At 47.3% G+C, this 17,505-nt stretch carries 15 protein-coding genes; 6 read left to right on the forward strand and 9 right to left on the reverse strand.

Going from position 1 to position 17,505, the window contains the following annotated elements; all coding sequences use genetic code 11:
• Positions 1 to 99: 99 nt before the first annotated feature.
• Positions 100 to 1,800 carry a methyl-accepting chemotaxis protein gene (locus DC345_RS00100; protein ID WP_113051383.1) on the reverse strand — a complete coding sequence of 567 codons (1,701 nt, stop codon included), beginning with the start codon at positions 1,798 to 1,800 and terminating at the stop codon, positions 100 to 102.
• Between the two features lie 334 nt (positions 1,801 to 2,134).
• Between DC345_RS00100 and DC345_RS00105 the strand changes: the two genes are divergently transcribed.
• Positions 2,135 to 3,532 (forward strand): L-cystine transporter, encoded by a 1,398-nt coding sequence (locus DC345_RS00105; RefSeq protein ID WP_099855238.1) that lies wholly within the window; start codon positions 2,135 to 2,137, stop codon positions 3,530 to 3,532.
• 258 nt (positions 3,533 to 3,790) lie between these two features.
• The gene (locus DC345_RS00110; protein WP_113051384.1) at positions 3,791 to 4,474 is read left to right on the forward strand and encodes a queuosine precursor transporter; all 684 of its coding nucleotides are present in this window, start codon (positions 3,791 to 3,793) and stop codon (positions 4,472 to 4,474) included.
• 147 nt (positions 4,475 to 4,621) lie between these two features.
• On the opposite strand, the gene DC345_RS00115 is transcribed toward DC345_RS00110, so the two are convergent.
• A complete protein-coding gene (locus DC345_RS00115) occupies positions 4,622 to 5,713 on the reverse strand; it encodes a M24 family metallopeptidase (RefSeq protein ID WP_113051385.1) in 1,092 nt (363 codons plus the stop codon).
• A 287-nt stretch (positions 5,714 to 6,000) separates the two neighbouring features.
• On the opposite strand from DC345_RS00115, the gene DC345_RS00120 reads away from it, so the two are divergent.
• Positions 6,001 to 7,209, forward strand: coding sequence for a PQQ-dependent sugar dehydrogenase (locus tag DC345_RS00120; protein ID WP_113051386.1), 1,209 nt, complete (start codon positions 6,001 to 6,003; stop codon positions 7,207 to 7,209).
• Positions 7,210 to 7,310: 101 nt separating this feature from the next.
• Here DC345_RS00120 and DC345_RS00125 read toward each other — a convergent pair whose 3' ends face one another.
• Both DC345_RS00125 and DC345_RS00130 read right to left on the reverse strand, forming a co-directional pair.
• Complete coding sequence (locus DC345_RS00125; protein WP_181586426.1) at positions 7,311 to 8,042, reverse strand: MBL fold metallo-hydrolase; 732 nt, start codon at positions 8,040 to 8,042, stop codon at positions 7,311 to 7,313.
• A gap of 64 nt (positions 8,043 to 8,106) precedes the next feature.
• On the reverse strand, positions 8,107 to 8,652 hold the full coding sequence (locus DC345_RS00130; RefSeq protein ID WP_113051387.1) for a hypothetical protein: 546 nt from the start codon (positions 8,650 to 8,652) through the stop codon (positions 8,107 to 8,109).
• A gap of 130 nt (positions 8,653 to 8,782) precedes the next feature.
• Here DC345_RS00130 and DC345_RS00135 point away from each other — a divergent pair, with 130 nt between their 5' ends.
• On the forward strand, positions 8,783 to 9,646 hold the full coding sequence (locus DC345_RS00135; protein ID WP_113051388.1) for an SDR family oxidoreductase: 864 nt from the start codon (positions 8,783 to 8,785) through the stop codon (positions 9,644 to 9,646).
• 120 nt (positions 9,647 to 9,766) lie between these two features.
• Here the strand turns inward: DC345_RS00135 and thrS are convergent, their stop codons facing one another.
• From thrS to DC345_RS00150, 4 genes are all read right to left on the reverse strand, one after another.
• The gene (gene thrS, locus DC345_RS00140) at positions 9,767 to 11,743 is read right to left on the reverse strand and encodes a threonine--tRNA ligase (protein WP_258530406.1); all 1,977 of its coding nucleotides are present in this window, start codon (positions 11,741 to 11,743) and stop codon (positions 9,767 to 9,769) included.
• Positions 11,744 to 11,974: 231 nt separating this feature from the next.
• Entirely contained in the window at positions 11,975 to 12,133 is a 159-nt protein-coding gene (locus DC345_RS31550; RefSeq protein ID WP_181586427.1) for a hypothetical protein, read from the reverse strand.
• 75 nt (positions 12,134 to 12,208) lie between these two features.
• Positions 12,209 to 13,969 carry a sensor histidine kinase gene (locus DC345_RS00145; protein ID WP_113051389.1) on the reverse strand — a complete coding sequence of 587 codons (1,761 nt, stop codon included), beginning with the start codon at positions 13,967 to 13,969 and terminating at the stop codon, positions 12,209 to 12,211.
• Positions 13,966 to 14,733: a response regulator transcription factor gene (locus tag DC345_RS00150; RefSeq protein ID WP_113051390.1), complete on the reverse strand. Its 768-nt coding sequence runs from the start codon at positions 14,731 to 14,733 to the stop codon at positions 13,966 to 13,968. Before DC345_RS00150 ends, DC345_RS00145 begins: the two co-directional genes overlap by 4 nt.
• A gap of 230 nt (positions 14,734 to 14,963) precedes the next feature.
• Between DC345_RS00150 and DC345_RS00155 the strand changes: the two genes are divergently transcribed.
• Entirely contained in the window at positions 14,964 to 16,112 is a 1,149-nt protein-coding gene (locus DC345_RS00155; RefSeq protein ID WP_258530407.1) for a M23 family metallopeptidase, read from the forward strand.
• A gap of 100 nt (positions 16,113 to 16,212) precedes the next feature.
• Complete coding sequence (locus DC345_RS00160) at positions 16,213 to 16,716, forward strand: GNAT family N-acetyltransferase (RefSeq protein WP_113051391.1); 504 nt, start codon at positions 16,213 to 16,215, stop codon at positions 16,714 to 16,716.
• 86 nt (positions 16,717 to 16,802) lie between these two features.
• Here DC345_RS00160 and DC345_RS00165 read toward each other — a convergent pair whose 3' ends face one another.
• Positions 16,803 to 17,303: a DinB family protein gene (locus DC345_RS00165; RefSeq protein WP_113051392.1), complete on the reverse strand. Its 501-nt coding sequence runs from the start codon at positions 17,301 to 17,303 to the stop codon at positions 16,803 to 16,805.
• Between the last annotated feature and the right edge of the window lie 202 nt (positions 17,304 to 17,505).

A 17,505-nucleotide genomic window follows, 5' to 3' on the forward strand; every position in this document is an offset into this window, starting at 1 on the left:
TTCCGTGAAACCTGGAACAATGCTGTGCATGGGGGTATTTGTGTACCTGATGTTAAAGTTTGATTCGAATATGGAAATAATGGGTTAAAGGTATTCCGGTTAGTTTATTTTGAAATTCTTCATGGCGGCTTGCAGTTCTACCGCTTGCTCATTCAGATGACGTACGGTGCTGGAATGGGAATCCATCTCATTCAGTTGGAGATCCGCTGTAGAAGCAATCTCTTGCATGCTTTGACGGGACTTGGACGTGATCTGAGCCGTTTCTTCCACGGAAGCGCTGACTTGTTCAGCTCCAGCAGATACTTGCTGGGTAGAGGCTGATACCGTCTGAATCGTCAGATTGACGTTCTGAATCAATTCATTAAGCTGCTGGAATGCGGAGCCTGCCTGCTGAACCACATGAGTACCTGATCCAATCTCTTGGGTTACCCGGTTCATGGCATCAACGGAACGTTCTGCGTCTTCACGAATGGTACCCAAGTAATCGGAGATTTCCTCAGTAGCTGTTTTGGATTGCTCTGCCAGTTTGCGTACTTCTCCGGCAACGACCGCGAACCCGCGTCCATGCTCTCCCGCACGCGCTGCTTCAATGGAAGCGTTGAGGGACAGCATGTTAATCTGTCTCGTGATTTCAAAAATGGATTGAACGATGGTCCCTATGGCGATCGAACGCTCGTTCATCGTTTCAACATAACGCAGAGATTCGCTCGCGGTTTGGCCAACACGTTCCATTTGCTGAATGGCATCCTGAGCCAGTCGATTACCGTTAACAGCTTCGTTCGCCGCATCTCCGATCTGCTCGGATACTTCGGCAGAAGAGGAGGCAATATGCATAATGCCTTGCGTGATTTCTTCCATGGCTCTGGCATTTTCGGCTGCGCTGGAAGCGATACTTACGCTGCCTTTCTCGGCACTCTCTGCATAACGACTGGAGTTTTTCACCATACCGGACATGGATTCTACCCGTTTGAGCAAATCATTGGAGCCTTCTACAACTTCATTGGAAGTGGAGAGGGCGCGGCTAATCATTTCTTTCAAATTATGAGTCATCGTTTGGAAGCTTGAAGCGAGCTGTGCAATTTCATCCTTGCCTTTAATCTGAAGCTCGGCAGTCAGATCTCCTTGTGATATTTGTTTGCTATGTTGAACGAGCTTGATGATCGGCTTGGTTACACGTTTGATCATGCTAGTCGAGATGAGCCATCCGAGCACAAAGACCAATGCCGTGATACCGAGGCACAACCAGAAGATCTGTGCAATTTTGTCCTGAATGAATTGGGCATCCATGCTAACAGCCATGATCATGTTACTTCCTGCGATCGGTATAAAGGCTGCTTTATGTACACCGAAGGAATCGGCATAAACCTGGCTAATTTCCATTTCTTTTTTCTCAGTGGCCTCATTCATTGCTGCTTCTACTTTAATCTCATCTCCGGCTTTCATGCCCGAGGAGGTATTTGCGATGACCACGGTAGCTTTACCATCCTGAATGGACACAACGTATGCTCCGTCCAGATTATGCTCTTTGGCTTTGCCAGCCAAATAGGATTCCACGGTCAGTGCAGCGCCCTCAGAGCCAGCTCCGCCACTCTGTACTTGCAAAATTTTAGAAGCGGATGTGTTCTTGTATATATCCTGAATGGACGTGCTCAGGACCTTGTCGAACTGTGGAAGCACGTAGCTCTGCATAATATTCATGGAGACAGCATAGAAACTGATACTAAACAACAGGGAAGCAACCAGCAGTACGAGGAACAAAGTGCCTCTGATTTTACCGGCAACGGTGCGATTTCGAAACATAGAATCATCCTTTCACGTCATGTTCATTAACATTATCGCTTTTCCGTTATCGTAAGACTAAATACCAACGAAGAAAGGCCTAATTTTCACGTTGAGAAAACTTGGGAATAAGCGGATATACCTATATTACAAAATTAACCGGAGGTTGAATACAATAATTTTCACGATTCAGTGTATTTTTTTCAGAAATAGATGAATTTGTTACACGCATATTACATAATATCAATTAATACCTACCAGAATAGTTTGTTATGTGATATATTGTTGAATATCGCTTTTGAGCGAGTAGAAAACCGGAAGATCCGGTTACTCACACTGAGGAGGATTTATACAGATGAATACCTTTTTAATCATTTTGAACGTCGTGGTTATGCTCGCTCTTCTGGGTGTCCTGTTCTGGATGCAGAAGAAACATATTTCGTTTACCAAGCGTGTATTTGCGGGTCTGGGCATTGGGGTCGTATACGGCGTCATTCTGCAATTGATCTACACCTCTGATTCTGACATCATTACCAAGTCGGTCGATTGGTTTAATCTGGCCGGTTCAGGATATGTTCGTTTGTTACAAATGGTCGTAATTCCATTGATTATGGTTTCCATCATTTCGGCCATCATGAATCTGAAAGGCAAGCAGAATCTCGGTAAAATGAGCCTTTCGATTATCGCAATCCTGCTCATCACCACAGCGATTGCCGCAAGTGTAAGTATTGTGACCAGCTTGAGCTTCAACCTGACTTCCATTGAGATCGAAGGTGGAGACAGAGAGCTCGCACAAGGGCAGAAGATGGAGGAACGTCTCGTTGACGTGAAGGACCAGACGATTCCACAGCAAGTACTGGAATTCATTCCGTCGAATCCATTCGCGGACATGACCGGAGAGCGTCGTACATCCACGCTGGCTGTTGTTATTTTCTCGGCCTTTATCGGAGTAGCTGTGCTTGGACTGGATCGCAAAAAACCACAGCAGGCGGAAACGTTCCGCGGCATGGTTAATGCGGTATATGCGGTAGTTATGCGGATTGTAACGCTGGTGCTCAGGCTGACGCCTTACGGGATTTTGGCGCTGATTACGAAGGTAACCGCCACAACGAACCCGGATGAGATTCTGAAGCTGATCAAATTCGTCATTGCTTCCTACGTGGCGTTAATCGTTATGTTCATCATCCACCTGATTATTATTTCACTGTTTGGCTTCAATCCAATTACGTATGTGAAAAAGGTTCTGCCAACGCTGATCTTTGCTTTCACATCCCGTTCAAGTGCGGCAGCGATTCCGCTTAACGTGGAGACACAAACGAAGAGATTGGGTGTTTCGGACGGGATTGCGAACTTGTCGGCAAGCTTCGGGGCGACCATTGGTCAAAACGGCTGCGCCGGGATCTATCCGGCCATGCTGGCGGTCATGATTGCTCCTACGGTCGGGATCGACCCGATGAGCTGGGACTTCATCATTACCCTGATCCTGGTAGTCGTGATCAGTTCATTCGGCGTAGCCGGTGTAGGCGGCGGGGCAACCTTCGCTTCCTTGATCGTGTTGTCCACGATGAACCTGCCGGTTGCTTTGGCAGGATTGCTGATCTCGGTTGAACCGCTCATCGACATGGGCCGTACGGCGCTGAACGTGAACGATTCGATGACCGCAGGTCTCGTATCCAGCAAAATTTTGAAAGAAAACGATCAGGATACATTCAATGATCAAAGTCGTGATCTGGATTCCGCCGTTCAGGTGTAATTCAGATTCATAATAGGCGATGGCAGTTACTGCCACAAGCTATGCAAGAACAGCCGTCCTTCGGGTTAATCCGGAGGGCGGCTTTTTGCTTTTAGCATCCGCTCGGCATACCGTAAATACCACTTGAAGCCAGTTGGAGTTATTTAGTGCTGTTCAACCTTGGGGAAATATGATAGAGTATTCATGTTTTGGCCCAGAGCCAAACCGCGGTTCGTAACCATCCCGCGTAATCAAAACTAGGAAGGCAGTGTATTTATATTGTTTAATTTAGGATGGGGAGCGCTTTTTGTTCTCGTAACGTATGGCTTTTTTCTTTTGTGTTACCGTTTGTTCGGTAAAAAGGGTCTATATGCCTGGATTGGTGTGGCAACGGTTATTGCCAACATTCAGGTGACCAAAACAATAGATATTATGGGGATCGTTTTAACGCTGGGCAATACGATGTATGTCAGCATGTACTTGACCAGTGATCTGCTCAATGAGAAGTATGGACCAGGTGAGGCACGTAAAGCCGTATGGTTCGGGTTCTTCACTTTGATTATGACCACCGTGTTGATGCAGATGGTATTGTTCTTTGAACCAGCATCAACGGACTTTGCACAGGATTCGATGAAAACCCTCTTTGGTCTGCTGCCACGCCTGGCACTCGGAAGTCTGACAGCTTATTTCATCAGTCAGTTCCTGGACGTGCGACTGTACACTTGGCTGCGTAAGTTGGCGCCAGGGCGTAATCAGTTGTGGATACGTACCAACGGTAGCTCGATCATCAGTTCTTTTGCGGATACGCTGGTATTTTGCACGATTGCGTTTGCCTTCATCTATCCATGGGACGTCTGGCTTGAAATTTTCTTGACGACGTACGTGATCAAATTTGTATTGACCGCGGTAGGAACCCCGTTTCTATATGCTGCACGAAGCTTTAAATTCAAGGATGAAACCTAGATTCGTAGTTCATTCGTACGTAAAATGCTCAATCCAACACAAAAGTCCCGCAAAGCCATGCATTCATGGTTTCGCGGGACTTTTGGTTATGACACCATATTTTCTTCAGTAAAATGGAAACGAAAGTGATATGATCCCAAAAGAGGATTAGTCCGTCAGGATTTGCAGCTCTTTCGGATATGTGGTCAGAACTTCTACACCCGTCTCTGTCACAAGTACATCATCCTCGATACGTACACCGCCTGCACTGGTTACATAAATGCCCGGTTCAATCGTAAATACTGTACCTTCCTCAAGAATGTCCATGTTCTGACCATGCAATGAAGGATATTCATGCACGTCAATGCCCATTCCATGTCCAACTCTGTGCAGGAAACGTTCACCGTATCCGGCTTCTTCCGTAACCTGGCGTGCTGCACGGTCAATTTCCGCACAGGTGACACCTGGCTTAACTGCACGAATGGCAGCTTCGTTTGCTGCGAGCACAGTGTTATAGATGGTTTTAAGTTCAGGTGAAATGTCACCAAAGGCAAACGTGCGCGTAATATCTGATGCATACCCACCAGCGTAGACACCCATATCGAACATCAACAGATCGCCATGCTGCAATTTGCGTTCACCTGGTGTGCCGTGTGGCAAGCCTGTTTTGGGTCCTGTGAGCACCATGGTATCAAATGAAGGGCCGTCTGCACCCAGTTTCTTCATCTGGTATTCCATTTCGGCAACCAGTTCGATTTCGGTTACCCCTGTACGAACATGAGACAGTCCTTGACGAAGCGTCTCTTCGATCAGATGAATGGCATGGCGAATGCGAGCAACTTCTTCCGGTGTTTTTTTCACCCGCAAGGTGCGAAGCAGAGGACCGACATCTTCAAAGTTGGCAGCGCCCAGCGCGGCGGTCAACTGTTCATAACGTGCGACAGTCACGTATTCTTTTTCGAGACCTACGCGGCCCAGACGCCCTTGATAACGCTCAAATAAGGCGTAAGGATTGTCCGTATCTGAATGCGTGGCAATGTTCGAAACCGAAGAAGCGGCTGCAGCAGCTTCCTCGTCGAGTGCTGGTACGATCAACAATGGATCTTCGCCGCGAGCAAGAACAAGCCCGAGGAAACGCTCATGCGGATTGCTCGCAAAACCTGTTAAATAGTAAATATGTTTCGGATCTGTAATCAGCATGGCGTCCAACCCTTGTGTAGACAGTCCAGCTTCCAGCCGGGATAAAGGAGTTTGATTCATTAGTTATATGTCCACCTTTCAGTTCGTTCTATCTTTCTATTATAGAAGAATGTCGGAGAAATCCAAATGGAGGCAGGCATGATGACCGAAAATAAGCTTTAGTTGCCCGTTTAAGTGGCGGATGGGGAGGGTAATACAGGGCGAAACCGCGTAGGGTTACTTATTTATTTATTTATTTATTTATTTATTTATTTATTTATTTATTGACTGACTGACCTACTTTGGAAATGGACAATCCCTGAAATTGGGATTACACGATAAAACAACATTAGAAGGGAGATGTATTCATGAATAATCGACTAAGCGTTCCGTTATATGCTTCGTTACTCAGTATGGCTTTGCTAACAGCCTGTGCTTCGGGTGACCCGACGACAGAATCGCAGCAGACATCACAAGGACAGGGTACAGGTCAGGGACAGGCAGCGGAAGGTAGTAATAACGGTGCGAGTGGTGGAGAAGAGGAAACAGATGAGAATGCTGTAATTCCTTACGAGGCTTCTGTGCTAGCGGGCGGACTCAATGTACCCTGGGAGTTGGTAAGCGTGTCTGATGGACGGATGTTTGTAACAGAGCGACCGGGTACCATTCGGGTCATCGAGAACGGAGAATTGGCATCTGAACCTCTGATTGATTTTTCTGCACCATTTAATGAAGAAGGGGAAGGTGGCCTGCTTGGACTTGCTGCCGATCCGGACTTTGACAATAATGGCTATCTGTATGCATACCATTCTTATCTGGAAGGTGATGGTGACATTGCCAATCGGGTATTGCGCTTGAAGGTAAGTGACGGGAAGGCGACCATGGACAAGGAGCTGCTCAGTGACATTCCTGGCGGCGTGAATCACAATGGAGGACGGATCAAGATTGGCCCGGACAATCTGCTCTATATTACAACAGGTGAACGGTACGAACCGGAGCTGGCCCAGAACAAAGATAGCCTGGGTGGCAAAATATTGCGGATTGGTCTCGACGGATCGATCCCAGAAGATAACCCATGGCCTAATTCACCTGTGTACAGCATGGGGCATCGGAACGCACAGGGCCTGGCTTGGAACCCGGACAATGGCTATCTGTATGCCACAGAGCATGGTCAGCGTAATTTTGATGAAATTAACCGCATTGAAGCTGGTGAGAATTATGGCTGGCCAGAGGTAGAGGGAGACGATGATGACAAGGGCACATATCAGGCTCCGCTTGCGCATAGTGGAGATGAAACATGGGCTCCATCAGGTGTAGTCTTTATAGAGGAAGGGCCATGGGCCGGATCGCTGCTTGCTGCCAATCTGCGGGGTGAACAACTGCTTAAAATTAATCTGTCCGAAGATGGTACACAAGTAACGCAGGTGGAGCCGATTTTTAAAGACGAGTGGGGACGTATTCGCAATGTGACTGCCGGAGAAGACGGGAAGTTATATGTGCTCACGAACAACCGGGATGGCAGGGGATCTCCACGCGATGGGGATGACCAACTGATCGTTCTGACGCCGAAACCTTAACATTTACAAGAGAAAGGGGTTGTCCCGCCATGTACATGACGTATGGGACAGCCCCTTCGCTTCAATATTTAAGTAATTATAACTTAGGTTGAAGGTACGAATTAGTCCGCACTCTCCGCGAGTTCGGCAATGCGCTGACTCGGGTCATTGGTAAACTCGCCACCATGGTAACAAAGCACCTTCTCCAGCTTTAGGCCAAGTAATCTTTTCAAGCTGCGCAGTGCTTCAGGCATGTCCGGTGTTGCGGGTGGAGAAGGACCCACCAATTCATCATCGACCACACGCAATTCATCGGCAGCGAGCAGGAATTGTTGCTCCCGGAAGTACAGACAGATATGTCCTGGGGTGTGTCCTGGTGTATGAATGACCTGGATGCCGCCTTGTAAAGGCAGCATGTCACCGTCCTCTAACACTTTGGAGATTTTGAACTCAGTCCGTTGTGAGATCAATTGTTCCGCCAGCTCCGCTATAGGTTCGGGCAGCAACGCTTTGCGTTCTGGTGTGAACTTGATCATGGGCTCTTTGCCTGTGATATACGGAATTTCATCGCTATGCGCCCAGATTTCCACTTCCGCAATCGCATTCACCAGGGCACCAAGATTACCAATGTGGTCTATATCGGAATGGGTTACAATAATGCGCTTGATATCAGATAACTGAACGCCTTCGTGCTCCAGTGCGGATTGAAGTTCGGCGAATTGCCCAATCATGCCTGTATCCACAAGCGTAATACCATCTTCATCGCGCAACATAACAGGGTAGATCGGGTTTTTACCCGCAGGTGTGACAATATGAAGATTTAGAACCGTAATTTCCATGTATTGATTGTTCATAGTTGTTTCCGGAGCGAATCCGGAGCACCTCCTTTGTTGTGAATGACCATGTATCATGCATTCGTCAGTTCTCTGGCTGATTATATTTCAAGTGTTTTCTATACTTCTTCACCGTATCCAGGATGGATTCAAACTCTTGCTTTACATCGTGATTTTCTCTAATGATGGAAGCAAAAGAAAAGTTGGAGTGAATAAGTTTATTTCTCAGTTGAAACACTTTGGCTATTTCTTCTTCAAATTTCACTTCTTCCGATTTCAGGGAAAGATGCTGATTTTTCAATTCAGCCTGAAGGATCTCGATATTGGATAATGAACGGTATGCAGGAGTTTTCATCAGCTGGATCGAATTAAATTTTTTTTGATACGTTTGCTGGTATAGTTGATTCAGCAGGTCTTCAATAATCGTGCATAATTCAATCGTCCATGAACTATATTTTCGCTCTTTCCGTTTCTGGATAAGCTCACCAATCTCTTCATCGTTCCACAGGTTATCTTTTTCATACAGGGATGAGTCTGTCTTTTGCTGGAGATTTTGATCTTCCTGTTCGATTAGTGCAATCTCGAGTTTCGCTTCTTTTTTCAGTTTCTTGAAGTCTTCTTTGGTTAGCATACGTATCCTCCCTATAAGACCAATATGTGTTCTTTCAATTATCTCATATTGACGTCAGCAGTGCTTTAAAAAACAAGAGGATGACTGTTCTAAAATATGAAGAACCTCTGGTTCAGAAGGGAAATAACTGATGTCGACAAAGACAGCCATTGTTACGGGAGCCAACTCAGGTATGGGTTTGGCAACCACCATCGAACTTGCAAGGCAAGGGTATCACGTGATTATGGCATGCCGCAGCGAGAAGCGCGGACAGCAGGCACTGCAGGAGGCGCTGCGTCAGTCCGGCTCTACTGCGATTGAACTGATGCTGTGTGACCTGGGGTCACTGGAAAGCATCCGTCATTTTGCCCAATCCTTCCGTGAGCGTTACGATACACTTGACGTTCTCGTTAATAATGCGGGTGTCGTCTTGTTGAAGCGCCAGGAAACCTCCGACGGTTTCGAGCAAGCCATCGGTATTAACCATCTTGGACATTTTCTGCTTACCTTACTCCTGATCGAACCTTTGAAGTCTGCGAAGCAGGGGCGTATTGTGAATGTTTCGTCTGGTGCCTACAAAGCCGGGAAAATCCATTTCGAGGATCCCCATCTGCACAAAGGTTACAATCCAATCAAAAGTTACGCTCAATCCAAGCTGGCAAACGTGTTGTTCACCCGTGTTCTGGCCCGCAAATTGGCGGAAACCCGAATCACGGTTAACTGCCTCCATCCCGGTGCGGTGGGGACAAGTATTGGCGTGGACCGCAATACCGGTTTTGGCACACGAATTATGGCTTTGGTGGGCAAACTACCGTTTTTCCTTTCACCGGAAGAAGGAGCACAAACGGCCATCTATCTTGCTACAAGTCCTGAAGTCGCCGGGGTAACCGGGCGTTACTTCTATCAACAAAAGGACCAGGAATTGAAAGCCCATGCGCTGGATGCGGCAGATGCTGAGCGTTTCTGGACATGGAGTGAAGAGCAAGTTGGACTTAGACCCGAAGAGAAATTGTAATTACTGATTGTTCGAAGTGGAAGAGGCGGCTTACTTGTTTCCACATAATTAGAGGCAGCCGTTTTCCATACTAACGGGCCGCCTCTAAAGTTAAGTTTCAGCCGATTCCTGATTGAGTGCTTAAGCTTTGGCCTTCACAGCTTGCTGAATCAGCTCAATGAATGCTTCAATGCGCTGAATGCCTTGATCACCCTGACCGTATGCACGGACAGAGGCGGATGAGGCATTTTTCTCATTTTCCCCAAGTACGAGCGAGTAAGGGACTTTTTCCATCTGAGCTTCACGGATTTTGTAGCCGAGCTTCTCACTGCGCAAGTCTGTTTCTACCCGAATACCAGCAGCCCGCAGCTGGCTCTGAACTTGAAGCGCATAATCTGCGTAATGATCTGACACTGGCAGCAGCTTCACTTGCACAGGTGCGAGCCAGAGAGGAAATGCACCTGCATAATGTTCAGTCAAGATGCCGATGAAACGATCGATTGAACCATAGATGGCACGGTGGATCACGACAGGCCGGTGTTTCAGGCTATCTTCGCCAATATAAGTGAGATCGAATTTCTCGGGCATTTGGAAATCGAGCTGAATTGTTCCACACTGCCAGCTGCGCTTTAGTGCATCGAGAATGTGGAAGTCAATTTTCGGACCGTAAAAGGCACCATCACCCTCGTTAATGCGGTATTTCACACCGCGCCGATCAAGTACATTTTGCAATGCTCTTTCTGCTTGATCCCATAGCTCTTCCGATCCCATGGAATCGTCCGGGCGAGTGGACAACTCAATGTTGTACTCGAAACCAAAGATGTCGTACATGCGACCGATCAATGAAATCGCCTGATTGATCTCTTCCTCGATCTGTTCTGGCATCACATAGAGATGGGCATCATCCTGACAGAAAGTCCGCACCCGCATCATGCCGTTCAGAGCGCCTGAGAATTCATGGCGGTGGACCTGACCGAATTCCATCATACGAATCGGCAGCTCACGATAGGAATGGAGTGTATTTTTGAAAATCAGCATGTGTCCGGGACAGTTCATTGGTTTCAGGGCAAAAGTCGCATCGTCCACTTCCGAGAAATACATATTGTCTTTGTAATGCTCCCAGTGACCCGACTGCTCCCACAGACGGTTGTTCATCATGAGGGGAGTGCGAACTTCCTGATAGCCTTCCTGTAGTTGCAATTCACGGGAGAATTGCTCCAGTTCTGTGCGGACAGTCATGCCTTTGGGCAGATAGAACGGCATACCTGGTGCTTCTTCCGAGAACATGAAAAGTTCAAGCTCCCTACCCAGTTTGCGGTGATCCCTTTTCTTCGCTTCTTCCAGCATGTGCAGATGTTCTTCCAATTGGGCTTTGCTCGGGAAAGCAGTGCCGTAAATGCGTTGCAGCATTTTATTATCCGAGTTGCCGCGCCAGTATGCACCAGCCACATTCAGCAGTTTGAATGCCTTGATCCGACCAGTGGACGGAAGATGAGGGCCGCGACAGAGATCGAAAAACTCCCCTTGGTCATAGATCGAGAGCTCAGCGTCCTCCGGTAAATCCTGAATGAGTTCAAGCTTATACGGGTCCTGAATCTCTCCAAAGATACGAAGTGCTTCTTTCCGGCTAACTACCCGGCGGCTAATTTTCTCATTTTCTTTTATGATTTTGTTCATTTCTTGCTCAATGGCAGCCAAATCACTGATCGATAGAGCATGCTCCAGATCGACATCGTAATAGAATCCATCTTCAATGACAGGTCCTATGCCCAGCTTTACTTGTTCCGCACCGTAGATGCGTTTGAGAGCCTGCGCAAGTACATGAGCAGTGCTGTGTCGGTAACGATACAGACCTTCTGGGCTGTCCAAAGTAACGATGACGAGTTCGCAATCCTTCTCAAGAACCCAGTCAAGATCGACATTCTTACCATTTACGATTCCGCCGATGGCTTGTTTGCCCAGACTTGTGCTGATGGATGATGCGACCGCTCCTACAGTGATGCCTGCCTCGTAAGAACGTACAGCTCCGCCTTGTAAGCGAATTTCAATCGGATGTTGGGGCTGTTGTTGGTTATTCAATGGGTTGCTGGATTGGCTGTTATTATTCGGATTACTCATGTGAACCACTCTCCAATACTCAAATTTGAAGCGCAAAAAACACCCGTCCCGGAAAAGGGACGAGTGCGCTCAGCTCGTGGTTCCACCCTAATTTGGTTATGAATGCTCCTGAACACGACCAGCCGCCGCAAGCAAGAACATCATAACCCTCATTGGAATCCGTTATCGGGGATCAGGCGGTGAACTCTACTGACAGCTTGGTCCGAAACAGGAATAAAGCTGGGTTCGAGCTCACGGCTGCAGAGGGGTAATTCCGGTCCGTTCGCTGAAGAAGGTTTCACCAATCCCCTCTCTCTCTGGGCAGCACGCAAACGGAATCTTGTCTCTGGTCATCGCCAAATATGCAAAATCGATATCAAATGAATTGATCTGAATATCGTTGAAGTCCATATCAATATATTGGAACAGGTGTTATTGAGTGTCGATTATATAGATTGAAAATGAAAAGGTCAAGCGGAATGTTTTTTACCCATGTTCTGATTGGCCATCCCATATTAATCGAATGACAGTACCCTCACCAGAAGCTGATTGGACTTCAATACGGCCTTTCATCGCTTCAATTAAGCCTTTTGTTACCGCCATACCAAGGCCTGATCCGACATCGGACGTGCCTGTATCCGTTCCGCGGTAATATCGTTCAAACAGCCTCCAGACCAGTTCCGGATCCATTCCTTGACCGTCATCGGCAAATTGAACACTGAACTCACCTGCCTGCTTACCCGGATGCACACTAACGGTCAGAATCGACTCCGCTGGATTATGAAGAAGGGCGTTAGCGGTCAGATTATCCACAATACGTTCAAACGAAGGAATATGCACATGGCCGTATACCGGAATTTTTGCAGGTCGGAACACAATACGCCCCTCGCCATATAACGGGTTGCGTTCTGCACGCTGGACGAGATCATGCAGCAGCGTATTTACGTCAGTTTCTTCAACAGGTGGCTGGTATCCACCGCTTCGCAATCGGTACGTCATGGCAAGGTCGTTTACAAGTCGGTCCATATACATGGATTTGTCCAGCATAATGCCTGCGAATTCTCTCACTTCTTCCGCGGACCAGCTATATTTATGTGCTTCAAGCATATGGGCGTATCCCTGGATGGAGGATAGCGGAGTCTTGAGATCATGCGTTATTCCGGCAATCCATTCCTCGCGCAGAGATTCGGTCTGTTTACGGAGCTCTTCGTCTTGTTTCAGTGTTGCAGATAATGCCTGCATGGAGCGAAGCACTTCGGCATATACGCGGTATTTCCGCTTCCATTTGCCATTTCGTCGCTGGCTGCGAGGTACGCCGCCGATGCCTTTGGGTTCTTCATAATGTCCCTGTTCCAGTCGTTGGAGCCATTGGAGCATATGCAGCATGGGAGAACCGAAACGATTGGCGTACCATAGCGCCAACAGAATAAGTAAAATGACAACGGAAAGGAGCAGTACGATGACCACTGGAGTCAAAATGAAGTTATAGGGATTTTCATCCCCTGTAGCAGTTGGATCGACAGGTATGCTGAGCATCCAGGTTGTGCCATTCTGTTCATCGTAAAAGGTTGCGATCGATATTCCATATCGATTGGGATAACGAATACGCAAAGCCAGTTCCTGTATATTATAACTGCTAGGGACACCCATGGCAGGTTTATTGTAGGAAGCCAGCTCTTGGCCATATTCGTTCAGAATTTGCAGGTAGGCACCTCTGGAACGTATGACATCTTCTTGTTTGGGCTGCAGCATCAGCTCTCCATTGGTATAATGACTATCCACACGGGCTTGATCGAGTAAGGAATTGGCCTGATTGCGTTCCCCGTACAGCAAGGTGAACATCTCGCCGTTTTTCTCCCGGATCAGCATGACGATCTGGTATGGAAACGGCTTTTTAGCTTCCCAGTATGCGATCAACTCTCCAGGCTTGTATTGCTTCGGAACGTCATCCGGTGTATCAAAATCATCAATGACGTAGCCTTTTTCGTCCACAACCTGAAGCCATCCCTGATTTTTCTCGACCTGCTTCAGCAGCCTGGGATCATAGCGGACCCTCCCATCGGGCATTATTTCTGCAGTATTAATCAGTTGGTCAAGACCACTGGTAGCGAAGTCATCCACCAGGCTTACTTCATTCACCTTTTGAACGACCCAATAGGTCGCTGCAGAACCCATCAGGATGATAAGAACGACTGCTCCAGCAAGCATACCGATAAAACGGGTCATTAACCTGCGACGAATACTCATGCGCGTAACACTTGGTTAGGCTGTATGAGTTTGTATCCCAGTCCCCGGACGTTGACGAGAAACACAGGGTTAGAGGGATCAGCTTCAATCCGCTCACGAATACGATGAATATGAACCATAACGGTGTTGTCATCGCTGATGGCTTCCGAACCCCATACACGCTCATACAATTCCGATTTGGTGAAAATGCGATTGGGATGCTTGCAGAAAAAGAGCAGCAGCTGGTAGACAAGAGCGGGACAGGTTACAGACTGTCCTTCAACCTGAAGTTCACCGGCTTGTTCAAATACTTGAAAACGACCAAAATCATAAACCCCTTCCTGCACGACAGAAGATGACGAAGTTGCGTCAGAGGAGAGTGTAGTCTCCATTGTACCTGTCACTATTTTGGTAGGTAAATAACGTTTCAGCAGCGATTTGATCCGAGCGACTACTTCCAGTGGGTTAAAGGGTTTAACGACATAATCATCGCCGCCAACGGCGAATCCGGTTAACTTGTCATAATCCGTTGTTTTGGCAGTTAGAAAAAGAATTGGTGCATCGGTCACTTGCCGCAGAAAGGGACAGATTTCCAGTCCGCTTTTGCCAGGCAGCATGATGTCCAGCACGATGCAATGATAGGTTTTATTTTCGCAGGCGGTAATCGCCTCTTCTCCGGTGGTAACGGTGTCGATGTCTACGAATTGTTCTTTGAGCAAGACGGTTTTGAGCATATGTAAAATGGCTTGTTCATCATCAACTAGCAGTATGGAGACGTGATCCATGATGTGAAATGACCTCCTAGAGCTTCCTGTTTGTTTATTGCTAATCATACCATCCGAGAGGGCTATGTAGTGTGCGAGCTATCTTAACGGAATCTTAATTATGAAGCCATAGAAGACTCCACAGTTTAACTACATGTAAGGATGGGTTAGACGAAGGATAAGATTCATTCTGTACACTTAACTGGAAAGTATAACGAACACCAGAAGGGATGTTGAGAATGAGGTGGAAAATGAACAGGCTGCATGAGAGTAGTAAAATAAAGGAGTGGCACTCGAATTACGAAGGGGATCAGCTGGAATCCGAATACGCGACACATGAGAAATTACAGAGCAAAAAGAGCTGGAAGTTGCTTACCATTGCCCTTGGAGCCTGCGTGATGTTGTCAGCCTGCGGTAACAGTAACTCGATTACATCCGAACAGGCGGAGCGGCAGTCCAAGGAACAGACGACAAATGCCAATGAAGCGAGTGAAAGTACCCATCAGGAAGAGAATTCAGGTACAGAGGTGAGTGCTATCATTACACCCGACAATTTCATCGATACGTTAATGAACGGTTCCAAGGAGGCAATTTACAGTCAGATGAGTCCCGAGTTGAAGGAAGCGCTAACGCTTGAACAGTTTAAAACGTCTGCGGATCAATTCCTTGAGGGAGTAACTTCCTTTGATCTGGTTGTAGATGCCAAAGTGAACCATTTAACTGAGTTCGCCTGGAAGGATCAAACAGGGACCAAAGGGATTCAAGCCTATTTTACCGGAGCCAATCAGATTGAAGGTCTGTTGATCCAACCACTGGAACCCCATGAAGATACGGATCAAAAGTTCACCAATACCGAATTTCAATTCCCTATGAAGGGTGAATGGTATGTGTTCTGGGGAGGCAATGATGTGATGTCGAACTATCATTATGAACATGAAACACAGCGCTATGCGCTAGATATCATTCGGACCAAAGAAGCTTTCAGTTACAACGGAGATCCGAAGGTGAACGAAAACTACTACGCTTTTGGTGAGCCGCTCTATGCAGCTGCGGACGGAACCGTAGTCGATATCAAGAATGATATTCGAGACAACACACCAGGGGTTATGAATCCGGAAGAACCTGCGGGTAACAATGTGGTCATTGACCATGGAAACGGAGAATACAGCATCACCGCGCACATCAAGGAAGGCAGTGTAGCGGTCAAAAAAGGAGATAAAGTCAAGCAGGGAGACCTTATTGGAGAGCTGGGTAACTCAGGGAATTCCAGTGAAGCCCATCTGCATTTTCAGGTATCGGATGGCCCGGATCTATTCACTTCCCGTTCTGTTAACATTCGTTGGGCAGATCAGAGCCAGCAGATGACTCGGGGTAATACAATTCAAGGATTGCCTGAGTAAGTGTGGAGTTGACCCGAATGTTGGGGGATGACGTCGACTTCCTTCCTCCGTTATAATACCGTCATACGATAGAATTGATCTGGATGATGGAGGAGTAGACATGAAGTTGGATAGTGTACAGATTGATTATGCGCGTCGTGAGGACTTGCCAAGAATTGTGGAGATCTATAATTCCACGATTGAAAGTCGAATGGTGACGGCAGATTTGGAGCCGGTGACTGTCGAGCAGCGTATTCCGTGGTTTGAGGAGCATTCATCCGATCATCGCCCGCTCTGGGTGATGAGATATGAGGGACAGGTTGTAGCCTGGGCCAGCCTGAGTTCGTTTTATGGACGGCCTGCGTACAATGGGACGGTGGAAGTCAGTGTGTATGTGGATCAGCAGTGCCGGGGAATTGGAGCTGGCGGACGTTTGCTGAATACCATTTTTGAAGCTTGTCCTAAGCTTGGAATCAAGACGATTCTGGGCTTTGTGTTTGGACATAATGAACCAAGTCTGGGATTATTGCGCAAGCATGGTTTTGAACAGTGGGGCTATTATCCTGAAGTGGCTGTGCTGGATGGTGTCAACCGGGATTTGGCGATTTTGGGCAAAAAAATATAGCATGTTTCAAAATGAATGAAAACCTCCAGATCCACAATGCGTGGATTGGAGGTTATTTTTGCTTACATAGATTAAATATGGATGACTTAGGCGTGCGACACGCCAAGCCTTTGTTTAATATCCTTAATCTGTGCCAGATGACGTTCTTCATGATAGCTTGCAAAGTCGACCCATTGGGCTAAATCCATCTCACCGAAAACCGGGTGAAGAAAGGACTTGCTTCGCAGCAGTTCAGCCTCATGATCTTGTGCAACGAGCATCAACGCCTGATGTGAGTCTTCCAGGTCGTGGGTAACATTAGCGAGCGTTTCTGGTTCCGCCGGAGGCTGGAGATGAGGCGGGGCGCTAACAGAGTGGCTGCGATCCAGTGTAAGCTCATATGGTTTTTTGTCCACAGCAACGGTCTGTTCCTTCTCTAGCGCGGCGCGGGCTTGCTTCGCAATGATGCTTTCCATCAAATTCAGGTGACGGAGAACTTGCATAATACTCCAGTGGTCAGGTGTGGGTTTGAGGTTCAATTGTTCTTCATTGAGTCCAGAGACGGCATTCCAGATTTGGCTACGAATGTAGTCATTACGAGTGAACATCGTGCGATCCTCTCCTTTATACGAGTTCTATGATGTCAGCTTGTGTAAGTGCAGTGCCTGAAATGTGGATGCTTGATATACATCATAGAGGATCTGAAAGGTGAATGCGAAGGAGTGTTCAAATCGCTTTGTTATTAGAAGTTATATATATGAGGATGAGGCTTTTTTTCTGAAAGGGTCATATCAAATCATGCCATCGCCA

The organism is Paenibacillus taichungensis (genome assembly GCF_003287275.1).
Classification (GTDB): Bacteria; Bacillota; Bacilli; order Paenibacillales; family Paenibacillaceae; genus Paenibacillus; species Paenibacillus taichungensis_A.